The following is a 17,054-nucleotide window of genomic DNA, read 5'->3' on the forward strand; positions in this document are numbered from 1 at the left end:
AACCAAAATCTCCTATGGTTGCTGTCTTCATATCCCCGCGCGTCGGGCGCGGCTCATGGTATGATGGGTCAGATGTAGGTGCGGTCACGCCATTCGCAAAGAGTGTCACATCCAATCACTCCGATGTGACCCCGCGCCGCGCGCGAAATCAAGCCCCCAGCGTCTTCGCCGCCCACACGAGCAACAGCCCGCAGACCAGCGCCAGCATCCCCATCAGCCGCCGCGCCTCGGGCGGGAATGCCGCCAGCGCCACCAGCATCCGGTCAATGAGCGAAGGGGCCAGCGCATAGACCAGCCCCTCCACGATCAGCACCAGCCCGAGGGCCAGAAGCGCGGTCTCGATCATTCCGAGATGCGGCCCGAGCGCAGGTAGTCGAAGAACTCGCTGTCCGGCGTCATCACCATCGAGGAATTCTTGCCCTTGAGCGCCTTTTCATAGGCTTCGAGCGAGCGGTAGAAGGCAAAGAACTCGGGGTCCGCGCCGAATGCCTCGGCGTAGACCGCGTTGCGCTCCGCGTCGGCCTCGCCGCGGATCACCTGCGCCTCGCGCTCGGCGTCCGACAGCGTCTCGGTCACGGTCCGGTCGGCCTGTGCACGCACCCGCTGCGCCGCCTCGTTACCGCGCGCGATCTCGTCGGCGGCCTCGCGTTCCCGCTCGGCGCGCATCCGCGCGAAGGTGGCGTCGAGGTTCTGATCCGGCAGGTTGGTCTGCTTGAGCCGCACGTCCACCACGTCGAGCCCGAGGCCCGCGGCGCTGGCCTGCGCGTTCTGCTGGATGCGGCCCATCAGGCTGCGGCGATCCTCCGACAGGATGGTGTCGGACGTCACCTGGTCGGCCCCCAGCACCTCGCGTATCTGTGCGTTGAGAACCGACGAGAGCCGGTCCTCGGCCACGGGCAGCCCGCCGATACCCACCGCCTGCCGGAACTGCACCACGTCGCGGATGCGGTAGCGGGCGAAGGCATCGACCACCAGTCGGCGATCATCGGACGGCGTCACCTCGATCGTGTCGGTATCGAGCGACAGGATGCGGTCGTCATAACGCACGACCTCCTGGATGAACGGGATCTTGAACGACAGCCCCGGCTCCTGCTTGATCGCCTTGATCTGACCGAATTGCAGCACCAGCGCCTTCTCGCGCTCGTCCACCACGAAGATCGACGACAGCCCGAGGAACGCGGCCACCACGAGGATGGGGATGAGGAATTTCAGCTTTCCCATGGTCTCAGTTCCCTTCGCTTGTCGTGGTGCCACCGGTTCCGCCGCTGCGGCGCAGCTCGTTCAGCGGCAGGTAGGGCACCACCCCGCTGCCATCGCCGGTGCCGACGATCGACTGGTCGAGGATCGTCTTGTCGATATCGCCCAGCACCTGCTCCATCCGTTCGAGATAGAGACGTTTGCGCGTGACCTCGGGGGCCTTTGAATACTCGGTCAGGACCGAGGTGAAGCGGCTCGCGTCACCGCGCGCCTCGTTGACCACGCGGGCGCGGTAGCCCTCGGAATCGGCGAGGATCTGCGCCGCCTGACCGCGCGCTTCCGCGAGCACCCGGTTGGCGTAGGCGTCGGCCTGACGTTGCAGGCGGTCGCGCTCCTGTTCGGCGGCCTGCACCTCGCGGAACGCGTCGATCACCTCGCGCGGGGGGTCGGCCTTGTCGAGGTTGACCCGCACGATGCGGATGCCGCTCTCGTACTCGTCGAGCGTCGCCTGGATGTCGCGCACCGCCGTGTCGGCGATGATCCCGCGGTCGCGGTTGAGGATCGGCGCGAGGTTGGACGCGGCGATGATCTCGCGCATCACCGATTCCGACACCGCCTGCACCGTCAGTTGCGGGTCGCGGATGTTGAACAACAGCTTCGACGGGTCCGAGATGTTCCAGACCACCTGGAAATTGATGTCCACGATGTTGGCATCGGTGGTCAGCATCAGCCCCTCGTTGCCGACATTGCTGCGCTGGCCGATGTTCTCGGTCCGCTCCGAGGTGACGTTGACGATCTCGTAGGTCACCACCGGCCACGGCGCGATGTTGAGGCCGGGATTGCCGGTGGCGTAGTATTCGCCGAGGAAAAGCTCGACCGATTGCTCTTCGGGCTTCACCGTATAGACGCTGGCAAAGAGCCAGAGCGCCACGGCACCAAGCGCCGCGAGACCGATGGTGCCGCGACCGAATTGCGGGCCGTCGCCACCGCCGCCGCCGGCGCCGCCGCGGCCACCGCCGCCGCGCCCGCCCATCAGCACGCGAAGCTGATCCTGTCCCTTGCGGACAAGCTCGTCGATCTCGGGCATCTGCCCGCCTTCGGGGGGACGCCTGCCGCCATTCGGCGGTCGCCGGTCGTCATCGCCGCCGCGATTTCCGCCGCCGCCCCAGGGGCCGCCATTGTTTCCAGCCATGCTAACCTTCCCTTGCTGTTCCGCCCGCGGGCGGACCTGATCCTTACCTGTGCGCGAACCCCGGAAAATCAAGCGGTTCGCGTCGGCGTTTTCATCGTCACGATCTCTTCCGACATGGTCGGATGCACCGCCACGGTGCGGTCGAAATCCTCCTTGGTGGCGCCCATCTTCACCGCGATCCCGGCAAGCTGGATCATCTCGCCCGCGCCGGGGGCGACGATATGACAGCCCAGCACGCGGCGCGTCTCAGAGCAGACCACCAGCTTCATCAGCACCCGCGCCGAACGCCCGGCAAAGCTCTCGCGCATCGGCCTGAACGAGGTCGCGTAGATCTCCACCGGCCCGCGCTCGCGCGCGTCCTCCTCGCTGAGGCCCACGGTGCCCATCTCGGGCTGGGTAAAGATCGCGGTGGGGATCAGGTCGTGATCCACCGGTGTCGGGTTGCCGTTAAAGACGGTTTCCACAAAGGCCATGCCCTCGCGGATCGCCACCGGCGTGAGGTTGACCCGGTCGGTCACGTCGCCGATGGCATGGATCGAGGGCACGCTGGTCTGGCTGTACCTGTCCACCACGATCTCGCCCTTGCGCCCCAGCGTTACCCCGGCAGCTTCCAGCCCCATGTCGCGCGTGTTGGGGGCGCGTCCGGTGGCGAACATCACCTGCTCGTAGGTGGCCTCCTGCCCGTTGGTCGCCACCACGCGATAGCCACCGTCCACGGGCGTCATCTCGGCGATGTTGGTGCCCAGGTGCAGGTTCACCCCCGACTGGATCATCTCGTCCGACACCAGCCCCCGCGCCTCGTCGTCAAAGCCGCGCAGGATCTGCGCGCCGCGATAGAATTGCGTCACCTCGACGCCGAGGCCGTTGAGGATGCAGGCAAACTCGCACGCGATATAGCCGCCGCCGATCACGAGGATGGATTTCGGTAGCCGGTCGAGGTGAAAGATGTCGTCGCTCACCAGCGCGTGCTCCGCCCCCGGCAGATCGGGACGCACCGGGTGGCCGCCCGCCGCGATCAGGATATGCCGCGCGCTGGCCCGCGTGCCGTCGGCCAGCTCGACCGTGTGGGGATCGGCGAGCCGCGCGCGCATGTCGAAGGTCTCGACACCGTTGTTGGACAGGATGCCGCGATAGACGCCCTCCAGCCGGTCGAGCTCGGCGTCGAGCTTGCCCCGGAACGCCGCCCAGTCAAAGCCGCCGGCGTGCACCGTCCAGCCGAATGCCTGCGCCTCGGCGATGGCCTCGGGGAACTCGGAGGCAAACACCATCAGCTTCTTGGGCACGCAACCGCGGATCACGCAGGTGCCGCCATAGCGGCTCTCCTCGGCAAGCGCGACCCTGGCACCGCCCTGCGCCGCCACCCGCGCCGCGCGCACCCCGCCCGAGCCGCCGCCGATCACGAAAAGGTCGTAGTCGAATGCCATGCCAGTCGGCTCCCTTTCTTGTCTCCGGTCACATATCGCAGCGGCACACCAATGTGAAACCCTCAATCGTGCCGCACAATGCCAACGGGGCCGCGATCCATTCGGAACGCGGCCCCGCCTGCGGTGTGTTGCGATGCCGCGTCAGTGCAGCTTGGCTTCGACCTCGCCGATGCCCGCGTCGATGAGCGCGTCGGCGTCGGCGTCGCTCATCTGTTTGGCGATCACGTCGCGCGCCGCGGCGGTGGCGACGGCGATGGCCTGGTCACGCACATCGCGGACCGCGCGCGCCTCGGCGCTGGCGAGCTGATCCTCGGCAGCCTGAAGCCGCCGCGCGATCGAGCGCTTGATGTCTTCCCTGGCCTCGACGGCGGCCTGTTCGGCCTCCTTGCGGGCCTGCTCGACAATGCGGTCGGCCTGCTCCTGCGCCTCTTTCTGCTTGCGCTCGTAGTCGACGAGCACCTTCTTGGCCTCCTCGCGCAGCCTGCGGGCCTCGTCGAGGTCGGAGCGGATCGAGGCGGCGCGCTCGTCGAGCTTCTGGCCCAGAAGGCCCGGCACCTTGAGATAGACCAGCACGCCCACAAAGATCAGGAACGCGATCAGCACCACGAAATTGGTGTTGAACAGCGAGAAGAACGGGCCGGACGCGGCGAAAGCCGGGCTCGCGGCGAGCGTGGCGGCCACGGTCAGGGTCAGCTTGCGCATCGCACTCATCCTTTCATCCGGGCGTTGACCGCCGCGCTGACGCTGCGCCCGTCGGCCTTCTGGCCCATCGACGCGACGAGTTCGCTGGTGACGTCCTTGGCCACCTCCTTGACGGCGTCGAGCGTACCGGCGCGGATCTCGGCGATCTTCTTCTCGCCTTCCTCGGTCTTTGCCCTGATCTCGGCATCGGCCTCTTCGTTGGCGCGGTCGAGGTCCTCCTTGATCGCGGCCTTGGTCTCGGCGATGATCTTCTGCGCCTCGGCCCTCGCGTCGGCGAGCGCCTGCTTGTAGGTCTCTTCCGCCTCTGTGGCGCGGGCCTTGAGATCCTCGGCGGCGGCGAGATCGTTTGTAATCGACCCCTGCCGCTCGGCCAGCACCGCCGCGATGCGCGGCAGCGCGATGCGCGACAGGATGAAATAGAGCACGACCAGCGCGATCGCCAGCCAGAAAATCTGGTTGCCGAACCAGTCGCCGCAAAGCTGCGGCATTCCGACGGCCCCGCCGTGGCTGTCGAGACAGGCGCTTACGGCATCATGCGTTTCGGTTGCCATGACGTTCGTCCTCCCTCAGGAACTTTCCGCGAAATCCGGGTGGCAGGCAAGCATGTCCACCACCCGGCCGCAAGGATCGGGACCTGAGCGATCAGACGGCGAACATCAGCAGAAGCGCGACGAGGAACGAGAAGATCCCGAGCGCTTCCGAGAACGCGATGCCGATGAACATGGTCGCGATCTGGCCGCCGGCGGCCGACGGGTTGCGCAGCGCACCCGACAGGTAGTTGCCGACGACGTGGCCCACACCGACGGCGGCGCCGCCCATGCCGGTACACGCCAGACCGGCACCGATGTAAGCACCCATTTGTACGATATCGCCTTCCATTTCGATCTCTCCTTACGCTGGAATTGGCATTGGTCCGTTGGTCGTGCGGCGGGCGGGCCCGCCGGTTGTCTCGCAGGCCGGGGATTTCCCCGGCACTTGTGTCAGTGATGCGGATGCAGCGCGTCGCGCAGATACACGCAGGTCAGGATGGTGAACACGTAGGCCTGAATGAACGCCACCAGCACCTCGAGGGCGTAGATGGCGGAAATCGCGAGGATCGACAGCGGCGTGACAAGGATGCCCACCCCCACCGACAGCGCGATCATCGGCGCGAAGGCCGCGAACACCTTGATCACCGCGTGGCCGGCCATCATGTTGCCCATCAGACGAATGGAGTGGCTGACCGGGCGCACGAAGTAGGAAATCACCTCGATCAGCGCCAGGATCGGGCGCAGCGGCAACGGCGCGGCGGTGATCCAGAACAGCCCGAGAAACCCCACGCCATGCCTGACAAAGCCGAGGATCGTCACCGTGAAAAACACCAGAAGCGCCAGCACCACGGCCACCGCAAGGTGGCTTGTCGTGGTAAAGGCCATCGGCAGCAGGCCGAGGAAGTTGGCGAACACGATGAACATGAACAGCGTCATGATGTAGGGGAAAAACGGCAGCGCGTCCTTGCCCGCCACGTCCTCGACCATCTTGCGGACAAAGTCATAGGCCAGCTCGGCGATGGATTGCGTGCGCCCCGGCACGATCTCGCGCCGCGACGTGCCCAGCACCAGCAGCGCGAACACCGCCGCCACCGCGATCGCCATCCACAGCGTCACGTTGGTCAGCGTGAACAGGCCCACCGGCCCATCGCCAAAGAGCGGCCGCACGATGAACTGATCCATCGGGTGGAACACCAGACCGCCGCTGTCGGCCCCTTGCGCTTCAGTCGCCATCCTTTGTCCCTTCGTCCCCGCCCCTGCCGGGCGCATTCATGTCCTTCGCGAGATCCGCGGCGCTGCGCATCATCGTCTTGATGCCCGCCGCGAGGCCCAGCAATGTGAACACGACAAGGAATACCGGCATCGTGCCGAACAGGCTGTCCAGCCCGTATCCCATGCCGAAGCCGATCAACAGACCGGCGACAAGCTCGATCACCATCCGCCAGGCGTGCTGCGCCTGGCTGTAGTGCTCTTCCTGGTGGGGGCGTTTCGCCTTGCTGTCGCGCAGCTTTGCGATCCGCGCCTCGAGCTGGCGGAGCCGCTCGCTGTCGTCTGGCTCGGACACCCGCACCCCCCTGAGGAACCTGCGCCATGTGCTACGGTCAGCGGGGCGCAGAGTCAAGCACCCGATCCGCGCAGGGATGCGCCTATCAAGGCATTGATATAATGAGTATTTCTGGAAAGATGAAGCAGGAGTGTCGGCGTGGCGCGGCCGCGTATCGCGGGATACCGGCGGCCGCGCCATGTTCAACCGTATGGTTGAGTGTCAGCGCACCACGAAAACCGAGCACTTGGCGTGCTGCGCGATATAGCCGCCATGCGAGCTGAAGATATGCTCGAAAAAGCCGGGCTCGTGGCTGGCCATGATGACGAGGTCCGCGCCAACCTTGTCGATCGCCTTCATCAGTTCCGCGGTGGTCTCGACCGCCGGGTCATGCGCCATCAGCGGGTCGGCCTTCACGGTCACGTCGAATTTCGAGCGCAGATCATCGGCGAAGCCCTGAAGCCGATCGCCGAATTCCCGCGGCGTGTGCCCCAGCTCGCTCGGCAGCTCGCCGCCCACGCTGACCACGTCGATGCTCGCGCCGTAGAGCCTGGCAATCTCGCCGGCCACGTTGAGCGCCTTGCCCAGCGTGTCCTTGTGCACCAGATCGACGGGAACCATGATTTTTGAGAACATGTTACTTCCTTTCGCGTTTCCTTGTTGGTCTGCGGACCGTAGTCACCCCAGCCTGACATTGCCTTGTCCCAGATCAAACCCCCTTTCCGGCCAAAATGCCGCGAAAAACGGCACGTTTCGCCCCGAACCGGACGCGAGGGGCGTTGACGCGGGCCGTGCCCTCGGGCTTAAGACCGGCATGGACAGGGCCCAGGAACTCGACACGGTCTTTGCCGCGCTCGCCGATCCGACGCGCCGCGCGATCCTCGCCATGCTGCTCGAGGACGACATGGCGGTGACCGACGTGGCCGAACCCTTCGAGATGAGCCTGGCGGCGATCTCCAAGCATCTGGGCATCCTCACCCGTGCCGGCCTCATCAGTCAGGAGCGGCGGGGCCGGGTCAAGTGGTGCAAGCTGGAGCCCGACGCGCTGCGCGACGCCTCGATCTGGATGCAGGGCTTCGGCCAGTTCGAGGCGGTGCATCTCGACGCGTTCGAGCGCTTCCTGCGGGATGAGCTGCCGAATGATCCCTGACCCCGGGCACCTGCCCGCGCCGCGCGTCGATTGCGTGCCGGGGGCCATCCTCATGCCGATGACGCCGGGGCGCGGCCATGCCTGCGGCGTGCTCGATGCCGGCGGCGCGCCGGTGGCGGCGGCGCGCACGCGCATCGGCCCGCGCCGGTTCACCGCCGATCCCGCCGCGCCCGCCGATCCGCCCGCCCGCCTGCCCGGTCGCTGGCTCTTTGCCGGGGTCGGGCGGCACCATTTCGGTCATTTCCTGTTCGAGGCGCTGCCCCGGCTCTGGGCGCTCGACCATATCGGCGACCGCCCCGACGGCATCGCCCTGATCCCGATGGCCGGGCGCGACATCGCCGCCGTGCTCGCCCGCCGTCTTGGCCCGCTGCTCGATATCCTCGGGCAGGGGCTGCCGGTGCATCTCGTCCAGCGGCCCACCCGCGTGGACGCGGCGCTCGTGCCCGGCCAGGGCTTTGGCCACCGCGAATGGAGCCACGGCACGCCCGAGGCGCGCGCCTACATGCGCCGCCACCTTTGCGCCGCCATCGCGCCCGACGGCCCCGAGCGGCTCTACATCTCGCGGCGAAGGCTCAAGCCGGCCGCCAAGCAGGTGCCGTTCGAGCGGCGGATCGAGAAATGGATGTCGCGCGCCGGCTATGGCATCCTGCACCCCGAACGCCACAGCATCGCCGAACAGATCGCCTGCTACCGCGCCGCCCGGGTGATCGCGGGCCCCGACGGCTCGGCCTTTCACCTCGCGCCCTTCGTGATGGACCGGGGCGCGCGCGTGGCCCTGATCCAGCGCCGCACGCGGCAGACGGCGTTCGACGCCATCGCGCGGCAGGTGCACGGATTCGCCGGGGTCACACCGTGGACCACCGCCGCGCTCTGCGACCTGTCCGCGCCCGCCGAAGGCGAGACCGCCCTGCCGCCCGAGCTTCGCGCCTTGCGGCGCGAGCTTCAGGCGGCGGGCTTTCTCTGAGCGCGTCGCTCACCCTTTCTCCGCCTGCCAGCCTCGCGCGCGCGCCTTGAGAAACGACAGGAACGCCTGCACCTTGGTGGTGCGGTGCAGGTCCATATGCGTCACCAGCCACAGCGGTGCCGCCCATTCGGAGCGCGGCGGCAGCACCTGCACCAGCCCGGGCACCTCCGCCGCCTGCAACACCGAGGCAAAACCGATCCCCGCCCCGGCAAGGATGGCGTTGCGCTGCGCGTGCACATCGCCCGAGCGAAACACGATGTTGTCGGCGGGCACGGCCTGCTTCAGCCAGCGCTGGAACGGCGCCCGCGCCTCGGGATCGTCGGCCCCGACGAACCGGTGCCGCCCGAAATCCTCGCAGCCCGCCGGCATCCCGTGGCGCGCGACATAGCCCTCGCTGGCATAAAGCGCGAAATCCTGCCTGAAGAACGGCCGCACCACGTTGTCCGGCTGCTCCGGCGCAGAGCCCGCGCGCACCGCCACATGCGCCTCGCCGTATTCCAGCCGGAACAGGCGGTCGCCGGTCAGGTAGCGCACCACGAGATCGGGGTAATCCTGCTGGAAATCCGCCAGCACCGGGGCCAGCAGATGGCTCAGCCCGCCGATCGAGGTCACCACCAACTCGCCCGACACCTCGTTGCCGCGCCCCTTGATGCGGCCCGCGAGCTGATGGAACTGGTCGTCGGTGGCCTGCGCCACCCGCAACAGATCATCGCCGGCCTCCGTCGGCGTATAGCCGCGCGCGTGCCGCTGAAAGAGGCGCACCCCCAGCCGCTCTTCCAGCGCGTCGATATGGCGGATCACGGTGGCATGGTGCACGCCCAGCACCTCGGCCGCGCCGCTCACCGTGCCGATCCGCGCCACATGATAGGCGGTGCGCACCTCGTCCCAGTTTTCCATGTAACCCTCTGTGCAAACCTCTGTGCAAATCCCAACACAAGATGCCGATTTGCGAATGTCGCACCGTACAGGCGCGGTGTAAATAGAACCCGGGCGATCGACACCGACCATCGGCAGGCCAGCTTGACTTTGGACAAGGCAGGGGTCCACAGGGCCGGTAGTCTGCCGCACACCTGCGTCGTGGAAAACGGAATGTCCCGGATTTTTTCTGCAATTCCCTGCATCGTTCTGGCTGCGCTGCTCACAAGCGGCGGTGCACAAGCGCAGCGCGCGTCCGATCCCCATGTCCTGTTCGAGGACAAGTGCCTGACCTGCCATGGCCATGCCGGGCCGTTTGCGCGCGACCGCCTTCTGCTCGGGAACACCGGTCTGACGACCTCCGGGGGGCTGCCCCTGCGCGCGTTTCTGAGCCGCCACATGGGCGGCCTGACCGATCCGGAGATCGCCACGCTTGAAATCCTCTTCCGGCAGAACCTGACCTCGGGCGCGCTGTTCGAACGCACCTGCCGGTTCTGCCATGACCGCGCCCGCGAGTTTGTCCGGCTGAACCTGATCCTGCGCGACGGCCGTCTCACCGGCCGCTATTCGGGTCGCGACGTGGCGCGGTTTCTGCCGGGCCATGGCCGCCTCACCCCGGAGGACGCGCGCGCGATGGCCGAGGTGCTGCGCCGCCTTGCACCCGCGCCGGAGTGACCGGCGCGCCCGATGGGTTGACTTGTGCCGCGCCACGCCATAAACGCGCCCCCAACACCCCGGAAGCCGCCTGCTTCCGGTCCCGGGCGCGGCCCGGGATCGCCCCCCGTCAGCGCGTCGCGCCCACGGGGGCGTTTATCGTTTGAACCGTTGCCCCTATATCGGGTGACAGACAGCAACCGGCGAAGGAGCGCGCGCGATGTTCGAAAACCTGTCCGAACGCCTGTCCGGCGTGCTCGACCGGCTCACCCGGCAGGGGTCGCTCTCCGAGGACGACGTCAAGACCGCCCTGCGCGAGGTGCGCGTCGCGCTTCTGGAGGCCGACGTCTCGCTGCCGGTCGCGCGCAGCTTCATCAAGCGGGTGGAGAAAGAGGCCACCGGACAGGCGGTCACCAAATCCGTCACCCCCGGCCAGCAGGTCGTCAAGATCGTCCACGACGCGCTGATCGACACGCTCAGGGGCGAGGGCGATCCCGGCGCGCTCAAGATCGACAACCCGCCCGCGCCGATCCTGATGGTCGGCCTTCAGGGCTCGGGCAAGACCACCACCACCGCCAAGCTCGCCAAGCGGCTCACGCATCGCGACGGCAAGCGCGTGCTGATGGCGTCGCTCGACACCAACCGCCCCGCCGCGATGGAACAGCTCGCCATCCTCGGGCGTCAGATCGGCGTCGATACCCTGCCCATCGTCAAGGGCGAGGACCCGGTGCAGATCGCCAGACGCGCCAAGACCCAGGCCTCCTTGGGTGGCTACGACGTCTACATGCTGGACACCGCCGGCCGGCTCCATATCGACGCCGAGCTGATCGCGCAGGCCGCCGCCGTGCGCGATGTCGCCAACCCGCGCGAGACGCTGCTCGTCGTCGATGGCCTGACCGGTCAGGACGCCGTCAACGTCGCGACAGAGTTTGACGACAAGATCGGCGTCACCGGCGTCGTCCTCACCCGGATGGACGGCGACGGGCGCGGCGGCGCCGCCCTGTCGATGCGCGCCATCACCGGCAAGCCGATCCGCTTCGTCGGCCTCGGCGAGAAGATGGACGCCATCGAGACGTTCGAGGCCGAGCGCATCGCCGGCCGCATCCTCGGCATGGGCGACATCGTCAGCCTCGTGGAAAAGGCGCAGGAAACGCTTGAGGCCGAACAGGCCGAACGCATGATGCGCCGGATGCAAAAGGGTCAGTTCAACATGAACGACCTGCGCGGCCAGCTCGAACAGATGCAGAAGATGGGCGGCATGGAAGGGCTGATGGGCATGATGCCCGGCATGGGCAAGATGGCCAAACAGGTGCAGGAGGCGGGATTCGACGACAAGGTGATCGCCCGCCAGATCGCCCTCATCCAGTCGATGACCAAAAAGGAACGCGCCAACCCCGCCCTGTTGCAGGCCAGCCGCAAGAAACGCATCGCGGCGGGCGCCGGGCAGGAGGTGTCTGATCTCAACAAGCTGCTGAAAATGCACCGCCAGATGGCCGACATGATGAAGAAACTCGGCAAGAAGGGCGGTCGCAACATGCTCAAGCAGGCGCTCGGCGGCATGATGGGCAAGGGCGGCGGCATGCCCGACATGAACGACCCACGCGCGATGGAAGAGGCCGCCCGCGCCATGGGCGGCAAGCTGCCCGGCGGCATGGGCGGCATGGGCGGCGGCGGCATGGGCCTGCCCCCGGGCCTCTCCGGCTTCGGCAAGAAGAAGTGATCCCATGATTTCTTCTTGGCAAAAATACTCGAATCCCACGGCGCGGACAGGGGCAGCCCCATGACCCTCACCGCCGCCCCCGTGCTCGACACCCCGCGCCTGATCCTGCGCGGGCCGGAACCGCGCGACATCGAGCCGATGATCGCCTTCCTGCTCGATCAGGAGCGCGCGGCAGGCTTTGGCGCCTCGCCCGATCGCGGCGATGCCTGGCGCTGGTTCGCGCTCAACGTCGGCCACTGGCATATCCACGGCTACGGCTATTTCACGATCGAGGACAAGGCCAGCGGTCAACCGGCGGGCATCACCGGCATCTGGAACCCCGAGGGCTGGCCCGAGCCGGAGCTGGGCTGGGTCGTGTTCGACGGGTTCGAGGGCCGCGGCATCGCCTGTGAGGCCGCGACGCGCGCCCGCCGCCATGCCTACGAGGATCTCGGCCTGACCACGCTCACCTCCAACATCGTGCCGGGCAACACCCGCTCCATCGCGCTGGCCGAACGCCTCGGTGCGTGGTTCGAGCGCGAATATGAAAACATCCACATGGGCCGCGATTTCCTCTACCGCCACCCCGGCCCCGATGCGCTCGGTGCGGATGACGACGGCTCGGTCGAGGCTTACGCATGACCCACTACCCCGACATCCCGGTGATCGAGACCCGCCGCCTGCGGCTGCGCGGGCCGGAGGTGGGCGATTACCCCGATTTCAAGGCGACCTTCGCCTCCTACCGCTCGCGCTTCATGGGCGGGCCGCTCAATGGCTACGAGGCGTGGATGCTCTACGCCGCCGAGATCGGCCATTGGGCGATCCGCGGCTTCGGCATGTGGATGATCCACGACAAGGCGAGCGACGAGACCCTCGGCATGACCGGCGGCTGGTTCCCGGCGAAATGGCCCGAGCGCGAGATCGCCTGGATCATCTGGCCCGAAAAGGCGGGCCACGGCTACGCGCTCGAGGCCACCCACGCCGTGCGCCGGCATTTCTACGAGGTGCAGGGCTGGGACGGGGCGGTGAGCTATATCGACCCCAAGAACCTCGACAGCATCCGGCTGGCCGAACGGCTGGGCTGCATCAGGGACCGCGACGCAGCCACCATCGACGGCAGTGACGCGGTCTATCGCCACCCGGTGCCCTCCGCCGCCGCCTCCGGCCAGATCCGCGACGGGATCGAGCTGGAAATCAGCCATTACTGCGACCCGCTGTTCCGCCCGAAGGGGATGCCTGTTGACTGATCCCTGCCCCACCGTTCGCCGCACCGTCCGCCGCAGGGCCCGAACCTCGCGGTTCGCCGCGCGAACCTTGCGGTTCGCCCTCGATGGAGGCCCCGATGCCTGACGCCACGACCACCCGCGCCGCCGAGCTTCTGGCCGAGCACCGCGAGAGCATCGACCGGCTCGATGCGATCCTCGTCTTTACCCTCGCCGAGCGGTTCAAGCACACCCAGGCGGTGGGCCGGCTCAAGGCCGCGCACGACCTTCCCCCGTCCGATCCGGCGCGCGAAGCCGCGCAGATCGAGCGGCTCGAAGACCTGGCGAAATCCGCCGACCTCGACCCGGAATTCGCCCGCGAATTCCTCAACTTCATCATCGCCGAGGTGATCCGGCATCACCACAAGCATCAATCGTAAGGTGGGGTTTGCCCCCACCAACCCCCCGCCATTAAAGGAGAAATCAAAATGGCCATGAAAATCCGCCTTGCCCGTGGTGGCTCGAAAAAGCGCCCCTTCTACCGCATCGTGGCGGCCGACAGCCGCATGCCGCGCGACGGCCGCTTCATCGAGAAGCTGGGCATCTACAACCCGCTCCTGCCCAAGGACAGCGAGGATCGCGTCAAGATGGATGTCGAGCGCATCCAGTACTGGCTGGCACAGGGCGCGCAACCCACCGACCGCATCGCCCGCATGCTGGAGGCCGCCGGCGTCCGCGACAAGACCGAGCGCGCCAACATGAAAAAGGCCCAGCCCGGCAAGAAGGCCCAGGAACGCGCCGCCCAGAAGGCCGAGAAAGCCGCCGCCGCCGCCGAGGCCCCGGCCGAAGAGTAAGGCATGTAAGGCACTGGAATGTCAGAGTTTTCCGCCGACTTCCAGGCTGATCTGCTGCGCCTTATGCGCTGGCGGCGCGATGTGCGCCGCTTTCGCATCGACCCGGTGGACGAGGCGATCCTGCGCGATTGCCTCGCCACGTTCACGCTTGCCCCCTCGGTCGGGCTGAGCGAGCCGTGGCGCGTGGTGCGCGTCGCCTCGGCATCCGCCCGCGCCGCCGCGCTGGCCAATTTCCAGGCCGCCAACGCCGCCGCGCTTGACGGCTACGATGGCGAAAAGGCGCGCCTTTACAGCAGCTTGAAGCTTTCCGGTATGCGCGAGGCCCCGGTGCAGCTCGCCGTGTTCTGCGACGAGTCGACCGACAAGGGCGCGGGACTCGGGGCGCAGACCATGCCCGAGGCGCGCCGCTATTCGGTGGTGGGCGCGATCGCGCAATTCTGGCTTGCCGCCCGCGCCCGCGGTCTGGGGCTTGGCTGGGTGTCGATCCTCGACCCCGACCGCCTTTCCCAAGACCTTGATATTCCACACGATTGGCGGCTCGTCGCCTATCTCTGCATCGGCTGGCCCGAGGCCGACAGCGACACCCCCGAGCTTGCGCTTGCCGGATGGGAAGACCGCCGTCAGGATGTGCCGGTGGAGACACGATGATGCCCCGCAACGAAAGGGTTGGTCCATGAGCGACACGGTCTGCGTCGGTGCCATCGCCGGGGCTTTCGGCACCGGCGGCGAGGTGCGGCTCAAGAGCTTTACCGCCCACCCCGAGGACATCGCCGCCTATGGCGCGCTCGCCACCGAGGATGGCGCGCGGAGCTTCGAGGTCACGCTGACCGGGCAGACCTCGGGCGCGCTGACCGCGCGGCTGTCGGGGGTGAGGACGCGCGAACAGGCCGAATCCCTGCGCGGCACGCGCCTCTATGTGCCCCGCGAGCGGCTGCCGGAGCTGCCTGAGGACGAATTCTATCACGCTGATCTCATTGGTCTTTCCGTCCATGACAGCGGCGGCGCGCTGCTGGGCCGGGTGCGCGCGGTGCTCAATCACGGGGCCGCGGACCTGCTCGAAGTCGAGGTCCCGGGCGAGAGCGGGACCGTGCTCCTGCCGTTCACCCGCGAGGCGGTGCCGACCGTCGATCTCGTCTCGGGGCGCATCGTCGCCGACCCGCCCGAGGGGATATTCTGACGCCATGGCCGACACCCCCCGCTCCCACGGACGCAAGAGCATCCGCCCCTCGGTCAGGCCCCGCGATCTGCTGACACCCAACCCGACGCTCGCCCGCGCGTGGACCGCGCAGGTCATCACCCTGCTGCCGCAAGCCTTCCCCGGCGTTCTGGGAGAGAGCCTGACAGGCCGCGCCCTGCGCGAGGGGCTGTGGTCGCTCGACACGATCGACCTGCGCGACTTCGGCGAGGGGCGGCACCGCAACGTCGACGACACCCCCGCCGGGGGCGGCGCGGGCATGGTGCTGCGCGCCGACGTGATGGGCCGCGCCATCGACGCGGCGTCGGCGGGCGCACCGCGTGGCAGCCCCCTCGTCTATCTCAGTCCGCGCGGCGCGCCGCTGACGCAGGCGCGTGCGCGCAGTCTCGCGGCGGGCCCCGGCGTCACCCTCATCTGCGGGCGATTCGAGGGGCTGGATCAACGGGTTATCGACCATTACGACATCGAGGAAATCAGTCTCGGCGATTTCGTGATGACGGGCGGAGAGATCGCCGCGCAGGCGCTGATCGACACCTGCGTGCGGCTTTTGCCCGGCGTGCTCGGCAACGAATCCTCCACCGAGGAAGAGAGCTTTTCCGAGGGGCTTCTGGAGCATCCCCACTACACCCGCCCCGCCGAATGGCGGGGGCACACCATCCCCGAGGTGCTCACCTCGGGCGATCACGGCAGGGTGGCGGCATGGCGGCGCGAGATGTCCGAACGCCTGACCGCCGAACGCCGCCCCGACCTGTGGCGCGCCAGGCGCAGCGACGCCGAGTGACCTGCGCGATTGCGCCATGCCACCGGATCATGCAGGGCCATGAACCGAAGGGTTGATCGCCGCCGCGATCCCGCTTATACGCCACGGGTCTGGAATCGCTTCGGCGGTTGCGGGCCTGTGTCCTGTTGCAGCCTTTCCGCCCGGCTTTCTTCGGCCGAACGTGGTCGCCGCGGGAGACGATGACAAACGAAATGACGGCCTGAACTCTGGCGGGCGCATCAGCGGACCCGGAAGAAGACCAAGAGCTCTCGAGGACGCGACACATCCTTGCGGGAAAACCGCAAGCAAACCAGGAGACACGGCGATGGACATTATCGCTCAGTTGGAGGCGGAACAGATCGCCTCGCTCGGGAAGGAGATTCCCGATTTCAAGGCCGGCGACACCATTCGCGTCGGCTACAAGGTGACAGAAGGCACCCGCAGCCGGGTGCAGAACTTCGAAGGCGTCTGCATCAGCCGCAAGAACGGCAAGGGCATCGCAGGCTCGTTCACCGTCCGCAAGATTTCATTCGGTGAGGGGGTGGAGCGCGTGTTCCCGCTCTACTCGACCAATATCGACAAGATCGAGGTGATCCGCCGCGGTCGCGTGCGCCGCGCCAAGCTCTACTATCTGCGCTCGCGCCGGGGCAAATCCGCCCGGATCGCGGAAGACACCACCTACAAGCCCCTCAAGGGCAAGTCGGCGTAAGGACTGGCACGATGAAAAAAGACATCCACCCCGATTACCACGTCATCGACGTCAAGCTGACCGATGGCACCGTCGTGCAGATGCGCTCCACCTACGGGTCCGAGGGCGAGACGCTCGCGCTCGACATCGACCCGTCGGTGCACCCGGCCTGGACCGGCGGCGGCACCCGCCTCACCGATGCCGGCGGTCGCGTGTCGAAGTTCAAGAACAAGTACGCGGGCCTCGGCTTCTGAAGCGATGCTCAGACCGCAGATGGATCACGCCGCCTCCAGGGGCGGCGTTTTCTGTTTGTGCGGGGCGCGCTTTACTTTTTGCTAAGGAATCGCCAATATACAAGTCATTCGAAAGTTGTTTTCAGTCTGAG

The 17,054-nt window shown here is 67.3% G+C and carries 24 protein-coding genes; 13 read left to right on the top strand and 11 right to left on the bottom strand.

Features of this window, described 5'->3' with window-relative positions; genetic code table 11:
- Positions 1–148 precede the first annotated feature (148 nt).
- The 10 genes from ACFFU4_RS09680 to ACFFU4_RS09725 form a co-directional block, all read right to left on the bottom strand.
- Positions 149–346 carry a DUF2065 domain-containing protein gene (locus tag ACFFU4_RS09680; protein ID WP_377069503.1) on the bottom strand — a complete coding sequence of 66 codons (198 nt, stop codon included), beginning with the start codon at positions 344–346 and terminating at the stop codon, positions 149–151.
- The gene (hflC, locus tag ACFFU4_RS09685) at positions 343–1,221 is read right to left on the bottom strand and encodes a protease modulator HflC (RefSeq protein ID WP_377069505.1); all 879 of its coding nucleotides are present in this window, start codon (positions 1,219–1,221) and stop codon (positions 343–345) included. Before hflC ends, ACFFU4_RS09680 begins: the two co-directional genes overlap by 4 nt.
- Before the next feature lie 4 nt (positions 1,222–1,225).
- Entirely contained in the window at positions 1,226–2,389 is a 1,164-nt protein-coding gene (gene hflK / locus ACFFU4_RS09690) for an FtsH protease activity modulator HflK (protein ID WP_377069507.1), read from the bottom strand.
- A gap of 68 nt (positions 2,390–2,457) precedes the next feature.
- Complete coding sequence (gene gor, locus ACFFU4_RS09695; protein WP_377069509.1) at positions 2,458–3,813, bottom strand: glutathione-disulfide reductase; 1,356 nt, start codon at positions 3,811–3,813, stop codon at positions 2,458–2,460.
- A gap of 141 nt (positions 3,814–3,954) precedes the next feature.
- Positions 3,955–4,515 (bottom strand): F0F1 ATP synthase subunit B, encoded by a 561-nt coding sequence (locus ACFFU4_RS09700; protein ID WP_377069511.1) that lies wholly within the window; start codon positions 4,513–4,515, stop codon positions 3,955–3,957.
- Positions 4,516–4,520: 5 nt separating this feature from the next.
- Entirely contained in the window at positions 4,521–5,066 is a 546-nt protein-coding gene (locus tag ACFFU4_RS09705) for a F0F1 ATP synthase subunit B' (RefSeq protein WP_377069513.1), read from the bottom strand.
- A gap of 91 nt (positions 5,067–5,157) precedes the next feature.
- Positions 5,158–5,394, bottom strand: coding sequence for a F0F1 ATP synthase subunit C (locus tag ACFFU4_RS09710; protein ID WP_104020126.1), 237 nt, complete (start codon positions 5,392–5,394; stop codon positions 5,158–5,160).
- A 101-nt stretch (positions 5,395–5,495) separates the two neighbouring features.
- Positions 5,496–6,278, bottom strand: coding sequence for a F0F1 ATP synthase subunit A (locus tag ACFFU4_RS09715; RefSeq protein WP_377069515.1), 783 nt, complete (start codon positions 6,276–6,278; stop codon positions 5,496–5,498).
- Positions 6,268–6,609, bottom strand: a complete 342-nt coding sequence (locus tag ACFFU4_RS09720) for an AtpZ/AtpI family protein (protein WP_377069517.1) — start codon at positions 6,607–6,609, stop codon at positions 6,268–6,270. Before ACFFU4_RS09720 ends, ACFFU4_RS09715 begins: the two co-directional genes overlap by 11 nt.
- A 201-nt stretch (positions 6,610–6,810) precedes the next feature.
- Positions 6,811–7,224, bottom strand: a complete 414-nt coding sequence (locus ACFFU4_RS09725; RefSeq protein WP_377069519.1) for a universal stress protein — start codon at positions 7,222–7,224, stop codon at positions 6,811–6,813.
- Between the two features lie 178 nt (positions 7,225–7,402).
- On the opposite strand from ACFFU4_RS09725, the gene ACFFU4_RS09730 reads away from it, so the two are divergent.
- Entirely contained in the window at positions 7,403–7,738 is a 336-nt protein-coding gene (locus ACFFU4_RS09730; protein ID WP_377069521.1) for an ArsR/SmtB family transcription factor, read from the top strand.
- Positions 7,728–8,702: a glycosyltransferase family 61 protein gene (locus ACFFU4_RS09735; RefSeq protein ID WP_377069523.1), complete on the top strand. Its 975-nt coding sequence runs from the start codon at positions 7,728–7,730 to the stop codon at positions 8,700–8,702. Before ACFFU4_RS09730 ends, ACFFU4_RS09735 begins: the two co-directional genes overlap by 11 nt.
- 9 nt (positions 8,703–8,711) lie before the next feature.
- On the opposite strand, the gene ACFFU4_RS09740 is transcribed toward ACFFU4_RS09735, so the two are convergent.
- A complete protein-coding gene (locus ACFFU4_RS09740) occupies positions 8,712–9,599 on the bottom strand; it encodes a LysR family transcriptional regulator (RefSeq protein WP_377069525.1) in 888 nt (295 codons plus the stop codon).
- A gap of 192 nt (positions 9,600–9,791) precedes the next feature.
- Between ACFFU4_RS09740 and ACFFU4_RS09745 the strand changes: the two genes are divergently transcribed.
- The 11 genes from ACFFU4_RS09745 (at position 9,792) to rpmE (ending at position 16,923) form a co-directional block, all read left to right on the top strand.
- The gene (locus ACFFU4_RS09745; RefSeq protein ID WP_377069527.1) at positions 9,792–10,292 is read left to right on the top strand and encodes a hypothetical protein; all 501 of its coding nucleotides are present in this window, start codon (positions 9,792–9,794) and stop codon (positions 10,290–10,292) included.
- Between the two features lie 199 nt (positions 10,293–10,491).
- A complete protein-coding gene (gene ffh, locus ACFFU4_RS09750) occupies positions 10,492–11,991 on the top strand; it encodes a signal recognition particle protein (RefSeq protein ID WP_377069529.1) in 1,500 nt (499 codons plus the stop codon).
- Between the two features lie 60 nt (positions 11,992–12,051).
- A complete protein-coding gene (locus tag ACFFU4_RS09755) occupies positions 12,052–12,612 on the top strand; it encodes a GNAT family N-acetyltransferase (protein ID WP_377069531.1) in 561 nt (186 codons plus the stop codon).
- Entirely contained in the window at positions 12,609–13,217 is a 609-nt protein-coding gene (locus tag ACFFU4_RS09760) for a GNAT family N-acetyltransferase (protein WP_377069533.1), read from the top strand. The genes ACFFU4_RS09755 and ACFFU4_RS09760 overlap by 4 nt, the downstream gene beginning before the upstream one ends.
- 95 nt (positions 13,218–13,312) lie before the next feature.
- On the top strand, positions 13,313–13,612 hold the full coding sequence (locus tag ACFFU4_RS09765; RefSeq protein ID WP_377069536.1) for a chorismate mutase: 300 nt from the start codon (positions 13,313–13,315) through the stop codon (positions 13,610–13,612).
- A 48-nt stretch (positions 13,613–13,660) separates the two neighbouring features.
- A complete protein-coding gene (rpsP, locus tag ACFFU4_RS09770; protein ID WP_377069538.1) occupies positions 13,661–14,026 on the top strand; it encodes a 30S ribosomal protein S16 in 366 nt (121 codons plus the stop codon).
- Positions 14,027–14,044: 18 nt separating this feature from the next.
- Positions 14,045–14,674, top strand: coding sequence for a 5,6-dimethylbenzimidazole synthase (gene bluB, locus ACFFU4_RS09775; RefSeq protein WP_377069540.1), 630 nt, complete (start codon positions 14,045–14,047; stop codon positions 14,672–14,674).
- A 25-nt stretch (positions 14,675–14,699) separates the two neighbouring features.
- A complete protein-coding gene (rimM, locus tag ACFFU4_RS09780; protein WP_377069542.1) occupies positions 14,700–15,203 on the top strand; it encodes a ribosome maturation factor RimM in 504 nt (167 codons plus the stop codon).
- 4 nt (positions 15,204–15,207) lie between these two features.
- Positions 15,208–16,002 carry a tRNA (guanosine(37)-N1)-methyltransferase TrmD gene (gene trmD / locus ACFFU4_RS09785; RefSeq protein ID WP_377069545.1) on the top strand — a complete coding sequence of 265 codons (795 nt, stop codon included), beginning with the start codon at positions 15,208–15,210 and terminating at the stop codon, positions 16,000–16,002.
- 304 nt (positions 16,003–16,306) lie between these two features.
- A complete protein-coding gene (rplS, locus tag ACFFU4_RS09790) occupies positions 16,307–16,690 on the top strand; it encodes a 50S ribosomal protein L19 (RefSeq protein WP_377069547.1) in 384 nt (127 codons plus the stop codon).
- An 11-nt stretch (positions 16,691–16,701) separates the two neighbouring features.
- Positions 16,702–16,923: a 50S ribosomal protein L31 gene (gene rpmE, locus ACFFU4_RS09795; protein ID WP_377069549.1), complete on the top strand. Its 222-nt coding sequence runs from the start codon at positions 16,702–16,704 to the stop codon at positions 16,921–16,923.
- The last annotated feature ends 131 nt before the right edge of the window (positions 16,924–17,054 follow it).

Source organism: Roseovarius ramblicola, assembly GCF_042430665.1.
GTDB classification, from domain to species: Bacteria; Pseudomonadota; Alphaproteobacteria; order Rhodobacterales; family Rhodobacteraceae; genus Roseovarius; species Roseovarius ramblicola.